Raw genomic sequence first — 8,263 nt, 5'->3', positions numbered from 1 at the left:
CATAGCAACAAACGGCCCACCAAGACCAACCCCGCGATTTCCCGCCTGAGCGCTTCTCCGACGCCAGGCAACGCCACGCGCTACCCAAACGTCGCTCATGGCGTCCGAGAAACCTGCATCTCACACGGCTTTCGCCGCACGTTACACGAAAGGCCCCTGTTGGGAAACTGGCCATAATTTGCGAAGCCAGTTTTCTGCGCACCTCTGTCGTTCACGGCCGACGCAGCGAACGGCCGCTCCCCGCCGATTCTGTGGAAAAACAGCGTGTTGCGGGCGCAGAAAGTAGCGTTCCAAACAAAGCGCGAGTACCTTTTCTATCAGGCTTTGCCCGTTTGCTGCGGTGCAGGAAAGATCTTGGCCAGTTTGCGGAGGTTTTGGGCGGTAGCGGCGAGGAGGAATTCGTCATTTGCGCCGCATGGCCCGCGTAATCGAAGCCGTCCCAAGCCGAGAATGCGTTTGAGGTGTGCAAAGAGCATCTCAACCTTCTTTCGGAGCCGCATCGAGATCGCGTATTGCTTGGTTGTGGCAATGTCGCGGGCAACTTGACGGGCGTCTTCGTGTTCTTCGCGAGTAATCTTGCGGGCGTCGGCATTTGGGCAGCACTTTGGCTTTGATGGGCAAGCTTGGCATGTATGTTTTAGAGCTTGATACTTAGCGACACCTTTGCCGCTGGGGCCCCGGTTCGGGTCGGAATAATTGCGCCGGAACTGCTTGAGTGGCTCACCCTCCGGACAGATGTACTGGTTGTTATCTGGGTCCCATTCAAAGTCGGTGCGGCTCCACGTCCCGTCTGTTCGGCCCGCCTTATCAAGCACCGGAATATGTGGGTTGATGTCGCGACCCACGAGCCATCCCAACATTGGTCCTGATCCATAGGCGCTGTCCGCGATAAGACGTTCTGGGTCAATATCGTGCCGATCTTTGATGCGATCCAACATGGTACGCACCGATCCGACTTCGGCCTGTCGAATTGATCTCGTCCCTTCGACATCAACGATCACGCTGTGGTCGGTATCGATCAGATAATTGGTGGAATAGCTAAAGAAAGCGGGGCCTTTGCGGGCTGCGGTCCATTGGCTGCTAGGGTCAGAGTGTGACGTGAACTTCGGCTCTACGGTTGATGCCGCCCCGAAAGCAGCATCGTCCAAGACGTCGAGATACTCGCGAACGGCGCGTGGCGCATCGCGTGGATCAATTGCGCTGTGATCCCAGTCTTCCTTTGGGGTGGAGTTCTGCTTGTTGGCATCAGCCTCGATCAAGCTGGCATCGGCAGCCAGACGTTGGCCACTCACCAAGCCATCAGCGATGCACCGTGCGACAGTCTTCTCGAACAGATGACGCAGGAGTGCGCTCTCACGGAACCGTCCGTGACGGTTCTTTGAAAACGTCGAATGGTTTGGGATCGGGTCAGAAAGATCAAGGCGGCAGAACCAGCGATAGGCCAGGTTCAGATGAACCTCTTCGCACAACCGGCGCTCTGACCTGATGCCGAAACAATACCCTACCAACAGCATCCGGATCAGCAGTTCAGGGTCAATCGACGGGCGGCCTGTGTGGCTGTAAAACTCTGCCAAATACTGGCGGATGTCGCTCAGGTCGACAAACCGATCTATCGAGCGCAGCAGGTGATCTTGGGGAACATGGTCTTCCAGCGAGAACTCGTAAAACAGCGCTGCTTGTGCTTCCTGCTTTGGACCCATCATCGCCAAATCCCCCAATCAATAGGGCGATTGAATCAGTGAAGGGGAACCCGATCAAGGAAGAGTTTTTCAACAAAATTCGCCAACCAATTTTCGGTGTTCGCGCCATTGGATAACAGGTTCAAAAAGCAACTTTGAGCCAATCAATCTGCCTTCAATCTCTCAGCGTTAGGTCAAAATCGGTTACGCTTGGTTTTGGACCCATGACGCGCGTTGGCAGAGAAGGATCCGGTATGTGGCCTCTATGATGCCCTTTGACCAATACGACTTTGCCGTCTCTGTAACGTCGCTCGTGCTCGCTTACCCAATGGCGAACGGGGCCGCTGCGCTCCTCTCGGGACTGGCGTTCAAATTCAAGACGTTGTTGCTTTTCACGCATATGCGCGGCGGCCTGCGGGCCGATACGGATTGTCAAATGTGACTTCTGGGCGCCAAGTATCCATGATTTCCCGAACTTACGAGCTGTCTTGGTGTCTTTGGCTGTGAATGTATCTGTCTCGGCGGGGATGATGCCGCCCAAGTCGGGGGAAACCAACATCGCAAAGAGCGCGAATGGAATGAACAGGTCAGCCCCGGTATCAATCAAATGAAGGCCGCGAAGAGCTTCGATCTTTTCCTTGGAATCTCCTATACGAACACGAAAATTGACCATGGATCGGCTCAGATCCACTTTGATGTTATCATAGTCGAACCCTCCCTGCGCTGTCCGATTGACCAGTAAGGAGCAAATCGGGTCCATGATCTTGCTGCCTTCAGGCCGACTGAACATCGCAACACGCAAGTGATCACTGTTTCGGTTATCAATCAGATAGCCACGCACGCCGGAGCCTACTGGCTCATCGTAATGCGCGGTCGAGGGCGACGCCCGTTCGAAACGCGCGACCACCAGTGCACGATATTCGAACTCAACCCAAGTAACCCTTTCGGGAAGCGATACCTCGCCGAGCATGGCCATGGCTGCAACACTATCGTCTTGTGAATTCTCTTGCATCGAGTCATGCAATGTATCTGCATAGCTTGCTGCCAGATGGTCGAGCAGATAGACCTTGGCCTGCTGCAGAGCTGCTAGAGCATATTCCCGGAAAACCTGCAAATCTTCAGACCAGCTCAAGCTCCAGACCGGGTCATCTTTTGGCGCGGACTTCCCAGCTAAAGAAGACCCATAGATAGAAATTAAATCTTTGTAGAGCATGATGGTCACCCGGCGGTTCAAAGAATAGCATTCACCTAGAGGGTCAGTGTTTCAAGTAGTTGCCGATCAATATGCGACGAATTTAGTGGTTTCTTCCGTTCGATCGTTGTTCTGTTTGAAACGTCCACCTGATACGCATCGCCTCTGTCAGAGTCCTTCGTCTCTCCTAGCCCCTCCCGATGGTTCCTCCCGTGCCCCAAACGTATACGGGGGGGCGCAGCGCGGCATTTCGCTAGCGACTGGCTTCTTCACCGGGGAATCCACCCGGAATCCACTTGGCTGGGCGGTCAGGATAAATCGGATTCATTACAAGCGGTTACGTGATTTGATCGGTCGCCCAAGGTGGATTCTTGACAAAAACAGTAAAATCCACCCGCGGAATCCACCAACCGGAATCCAAGCCACGAAATCCACCGGCTCTGAAGCTCTTGAATCCATGCAGCATTTTCTGTTGACAGACCTGCCCCCCTTGACTCATACATCAATCATCGAAGAAGAGCGCCCGGAGGAAACCCTTCCGGGCGTTTTCGTTTTCCCCATATAGCGACGCGTCCACGAGCAGATGGCCATGCTTGGCCTGCGGCATCGGGCGTTCGCGTTCCCAGGACACTCAGACCCGCCCATGGACCTCGTCTTTGCTCCGAGCCAGATCGAGAGCTGGCCGATCGACCGGCTGCGCCCCTATGCCCAGAACGCAAAGATGCATGGCTCCGATCAGGTGGCGAAGATCGCCGCCAGCATGGCAAAGTTTGGCTGGACCGTGCCCTGCATGGTGGCGGATGACGGCGAGCTGATCGCCGGACACGGCCGTGTAATGGCTGCCACACAGCTCGGGCTCAGCGAAGTGCCAGTGATCCGGCTGGGTCACCTCGACGAAGCAGAGCGGCGGGCCTATCGCATCGCCGACAACAAACTGACCGAGCTCGGCGACTGGGACGAGGCGATCCTGCGCGACGAGATCGCGGGACTGCTGGCCGAGGATTTCGACCTGTCGCTGCTCGGCTTTGATGATGTGGATCTGGACGCGCTGCTTCAATATCCTGACGAGGCCGGGGATGGCGCCCTTGTCCAAGCTGGCAAAGTGTGCCGTGATCCAGTGACGATGCATTCGCCCGAAGACCTCGAATACGATCCGACCAAGCGCCACCGGTCAATGCCGGACCAAAGTCGACCGGGTGCGAGCAGTTTATCATGTAGTATGCGGGGGCCCCCCCAGTTTGTGCATCCACCGTTTCGATGGCCCCCTGCAGGCTTTCTCCACTTCTCAGGCAGCGGTTCTTTTCCAAAGTGAACGAGATGACCGAAGGCAATCCCGCGGACTTTGCGGCGCGCGCGATCCCGACAGCTTCAGCCGTCGTATTAAGCGTCAGGGCCGTCACGATATCAGCCCCGCCTGCCTTGAATGTCGCGATCTGCTCGCTGTGATAAGCCTCTGCGCTTTCAGTCGTGAGATCCTGGTTGAGTTTGTAGGCATCGCCTTTCGGCCCGATACATCCGCTGATCACTGTTTTGGATGCAGGCAAACCGGCGACGCGCGCCGCTTTGCGGTAAAGCTCGAAACAGGCGTGGTTGATCTCTGCCAAGCTTTCATCAGTGTATCCCAGCAACCGCCCCCAGTCGCGGCTGGCGCGGTAGGTCAGGCTATCGAAGATGAAGCTTGTCCCATGCCGAACTGCAACCTCGGCAAACGCGCGGTAGTACTCTTGCAGAGCGAATTTCGCTTTCGGGTCGCGTAGAAGGTGGAATGCTGCAAATTCTTCGAGCTCGAAGCCACGTTTGTACATGAGCCAAGTCTCCGTTCCACCATCGGTCAAGAAAATGTCGCCCGTCTGATGCGGCAATCGGGGTGTCGGCTGGGACATGTCTTGCTCCTGTCGAAAACATTATTGCGTGCCTCTGAAAAAGGTTCTCTGGTCTTACACCTCCGGCGCGATATTTTGATTGAAGCGGAACCGGTTTTGCGGATCGTACTTGGTCTTTATTTCGACAAGCCGTTTATAGTTCGGACCGAAACTTGTCCGCGTCAGCGCCGCGTTGTCCTCACCATGTCCCGCAAAATTTAGGTAAGCGCGCCCATGATGGCCAAAGCGTTCGGAATTGGACCAGCCTTCACGTGACCAGGCAATGTTCGCGTCATCGTCAGCGGGATTGGCCCAAACGCCATCCAGTGAGTACATCCAGCCCATAGATCGATCACCAAACGCAGTGGCGTCCGCTGTAACACTGGCGGTTGCCCCACCAAAGTTCCAAAGAGATGAGAGTGAGTTGTCCGAAGGCGCGGCCAATGCGTTGGCCAGTGCCAGATAAATCATCTCATCTGTCAGGTCTGTCAGATAGCGCGCTTTCCAGTAGCAGCGAAAATCTCCAGCAGGCATGAGTGTGTCAAACAGCTGTTGCACGTCGCAATAGTTCATCCTTCCTGAAAAATCGGCCGACATTTCGCCAAGCTCGCGAAGGGGTTGAAGAAGCGTTTCACCTTCAGCGGCGTCACCGTTGTAAACGCAAGCCAGCGTAAAGACCCGCTTACCCCAATGTTCCTCGGGGAAATCCTCGCCCCCTGCGGTGGAGAATTCGCAAAGCGATCCAACTCTATCGCCATGTTTGGCGAGAAAGTCGCGCCATGCGCGAATGGGTTCGGGGCCGTCTTCGACGAGATAAATTGGAGCCGCGAACATAACTTCCGGGCCAATGGGATGCAGCGCGAATTCGAACTGGACCACGACACCGAAGTTGCCGCCCCCACCTTGCAAGGCCCATAGCAATTCGGGGTTTTCGTCGGCACTTGTATGGATCAGCCTGCCGTCGGCGGTGACCACGTCAGCGGCAACCAGATTGTCGATCGACAATCCATGCTGCGCCCGCAACCAACCAATGCCGCCCGAAAGTGTTAGACCCGCGACGCCAGTGTCGGAAATCAGGCCGCCAGGGGTCGCGAGCCCATGTTCCTGCGTCGCCGCATCCACATCACGCCACAACGCTCCGCCTTGCACCTTTGCCACAAGGGCAGAGGCATCGACCGTCACTCCGCGCATGAACGAAAGGTCGATTACTACTCCGTCTTCACAGACCGCGTGACCCGCTACATTGTGCCCGCCACCACGAATAGCGATGGGCAGGTCACGTGCAACCGCGAGCTTGACTGCGGTCTGCACGTCGCCAGCAGTTCTACATTGAGCGATCAGCGCAGGGCGGCGATCTATCATCGCGTTCCAAACACCCCGCGCAGCATCAAATCTCGCGTCTTCCGGGCCAATCACCTCGCCACCAAATTCGAGCGACAGCGTTTCCAACGTGCTCCTAAAGTCATCCATACTGTGCGTCCTTTTCAAAACTTATTTTCAGCTTATCCCATCGCATCGGCTTGGCAGAGTGGCATTATGGTCAAGCACAAGGCATACTGGACAAGTGACCATGGCAAATCTGCCAGTATCGTGCCTAATTGGACAAGGATCAGTCATGACCCAAACCAAGAAGCCCCTGATCGTACTGCTCGCTGCACCCGAAACATCAGCATCCGTTCTCTACGGATTGTATGATGTCTTGCTCTCCGTGGGTGCAGTTTACTCTGACATGGTTGCAGGATCACCGGGTGACGAGTTGTTGGACGTCAAGATTGCGTCGGCAGACGGAAAACCATTCCATTGTCTTGGAAATATTCCAGTTGAACCGCATATGTCGGTCAACACTCAAGCGATACCAGATGCCGTTGTCATCTGCGACATGTATACGTCAATCTACGATGTCCCGAAGGGAAGATATCCCCGTGAGATCGCCTGGCTACATAAGATGCACACGAACGGGGCTATGCTCACGTCCGTCTGCTCAGGGTCACTTCTTCTTGCCGAAGCAGGGCTCCTGGACGGGAAGGAGGCGACAGCGCATTGGGCGTATCGTGATATGTTTCAACGCCATTATCCAAAAGTTGCCTTTCGCAATGAATCAATTTTGTGTTTGGCAGCCGAGGCAGACCGTATTGTGACGGCAGGTGGGGTCAGCGCGTGGCATGATCTGGCTGTCTACCTGATCGCCAGGTTCTGCGGATATCAGCACGCGATCGAAACCGCGAAAGTGTTTCTGATCAGCGGACACTCCGAAGGCCAGTCACCTTACTCGGTCATGACCCGTCCAATGGAAACCTCAGATGCGCAGATTTCTGACTGCCAAGTTTGGATTGCCGACAACTACGCTATCGCCAAGCCGGTCGAACAAATGGTCGCGCGATCCGGCCTGAACCCCCGTACTTTTTCACGCCGGTTTCGGTCTGTCACTGGCTTTGCGCCCATAGAATACGTGCAGGCGCTTAGGATAGAAGAAGCCAAGCAGATGCTTGAAACAGATGTGCATTCTGTGGACGAGGTTGGCAGCTCAGTCGGCTACGAAGACCCGGCATCTTTTCGTAGGGTCTTCAAACGAGGCGTTGGCCTATCACCGGCAGCCTATCGAAAGAAATTCCAGCGCATTTCGCAAATCGCGAAACCAATTGCAGCAGGATGACGTCGAGGTCTTCACGAAGCGGACGCTGCCGCAGATGGACGGAAGCGATCCTAGCTATTGTCTAGGTCTCGGGTTAGCGTTGAGGGATGCATGTATTCCGAAACGCACTTCCTACAGACGCCAATCGTTGCTTCGAGATTGAGACCTCAGCTTACGAGGGAGACGAGGCGGCAACCCAAGACAAGATTACAAAACGCATTGAAACCTATCCCGACGGATTTTTGATCCTTGAGATGGAAGGCAAGGTGGTTGGCTTCATCAACTGCGGATGTGCATACGAAGTCGAAATGTCCGACGAAGACTTCAAGGAGCTCATAGGACATGACCCAGACGCGCCGAATGTTGTCATCATGTCAGTTGTTGTCGATCCCTCGCATCAAGGAAAAGGCCTATCAAAGGCGTTGATGATCGAGTTCGAGAATCGAATGAGAAGCATGGGGAAGGTCACGATTCACCTCATGTGCAAGGAGCATCACGTGCCGCTATATCAGAAGTTCGGATACCGCTATCTACAGCCCTCGGCTTCGGATCATGGGGGTATGACCTGGCATGAGATGTCCATGGCGCTGTAGAGCCCCAGTCGGTCAGGCTATCCTCAAACTGCTCGGGATGACAGACTGCCCTCAATTGAGCGGTGGCGTTGATTTCATTGAATATTTGTTGTTCGACTCGTCAAACGTTGACGTGGTGTTGACTTGGATTGCGCATAAGCAAAAAGCCCCGCGCGATGCGAGGCCTAAGGCTTTGTTTTTATTCGGTAAATTTGGTTGCGGGAGTAGGATTTGAACCTACGACCTTCAGGTTATGAGCCTGACGAGCTACCGGACTGCTCCATCCCGCGCCAATTTGGTTTCCCCTGGTGTTGTAGCGAGTCGGG

6 protein-coding genes, 1 tRNA gene and 2 pseudogenes are annotated in these 8,263 nt (G+C 55.1%); 3 read left to right on the top strand and 6 right to left on the bottom strand.

What is annotated here, in order from left to right; translation table 11 throughout:
- Positions 1-317: 317 nt before the first annotated feature.
- The 3 genes from QO231_RS25495 to QO231_RS25485 all read right to left on the bottom strand — a co-directional run bounded on the left by QO231_RS25495 (position 318) and on the right by QO231_RS25485 (position 3,502).
- Positions 318-1,703 carry an IS1182 family transposase gene (locus QO231_RS25495; RefSeq protein WP_316782964.1) on the bottom strand — a complete coding sequence of 462 codons (1,386 nt, stop codon included), beginning with the start codon at positions 1,701-1,703 and terminating at the stop codon, positions 318-320.
- 151 nt (positions 1,704-1,854) lie between these two features.
- A complete protein-coding gene (locus QO231_RS25490) occupies positions 1,855-2,892 on the bottom strand; it encodes a hypothetical protein (protein ID WP_316782960.1) in 1,038 nt (345 codons plus the stop codon).
- 481 nt (positions 2,893-3,373) lie between these two features.
- Positions 3,374-3,502 (bottom strand): hypothetical protein, encoded by a 129-nt coding sequence (locus QO231_RS25485; protein WP_316782957.1) that lies wholly within the window; start codon positions 3,500-3,502, stop codon positions 3,374-3,376.
- Positions 3,503-3,514: 12 nt separating this feature from the next.
- On the opposite strand from QO231_RS25485, the pseudogene QO231_RS25480 reads away from it, so the two are divergent.
- Positions 3,515-3,994, top strand: a pseudogene (locus QO231_RS25480) (ParB/Srx family N-terminal domain-containing protein); the annotation flags it as partial.
- A gap of 106 nt (positions 3,995-4,100) precedes the next feature.
- Here QO231_RS25480 and QO231_RS25475 read toward each other — a convergent pair.
- Positions 4,101-4,676 (bottom strand): annotated as a pseudogene (locus tag QO231_RS25475) (homocysteine S-methyltransferase family protein); the annotation flags it as partial.
- A 132-nt stretch (positions 4,677-4,808) separates the two neighbouring features.
- Complete coding sequence (locus QO231_RS25470; RefSeq protein WP_316782954.1) at positions 4,809-6,203, bottom strand: FAD-binding oxidoreductase; 1,395 nt, start codon at positions 6,201-6,203, stop codon at positions 4,809-4,811.
- A gap of 145 nt (positions 6,204-6,348) precedes the next feature.
- Here QO231_RS25470 and QO231_RS25465 point away from each other — a divergent pair, with 145 nt between their 5' ends.
- Both QO231_RS25465 and QO231_RS25460 read left to right on the top strand, forming a co-directional pair.
- Positions 6,349-7,386 carry a GlxA family transcriptional regulator gene (locus QO231_RS25465; protein ID WP_316782951.1) on the top strand — a complete coding sequence of 346 codons (1,038 nt, stop codon included), beginning with the start codon at positions 6,349-6,351 and terminating at the stop codon, positions 7,384-7,386.
- Positions 7,387-7,472: 86 nt separating this feature from the next.
- Complete coding sequence (locus QO231_RS25460; RefSeq protein ID WP_316782949.1) at positions 7,473-7,958, top strand: GNAT family N-acetyltransferase; 486 nt, start codon at positions 7,473-7,475, stop codon at positions 7,956-7,958.
- Between the two features lie 192 nt (positions 7,959-8,150).
- Here the strand turns inward: QO231_RS25460 and QO231_RS25455 are convergent.
- Positions 8,151-8,227, bottom strand: a tRNA-Met gene (locus QO231_RS25455).
- Between the last annotated feature and the right edge of the window lie 36 nt (positions 8,228-8,263).

This window comes from Sedimentitalea todarodis (assembly GCF_032595355.1).
GTDB classification, from domain to species: Bacteria; Pseudomonadota; Alphaproteobacteria; order Rhodobacterales; family Rhodobacteraceae; genus Sedimentitalea; species Sedimentitalea todarodis.
Note: the sequence above shows the minus strand (reverse complement) of the source record. Positions and strands in the feature narration are given on the sequence as shown.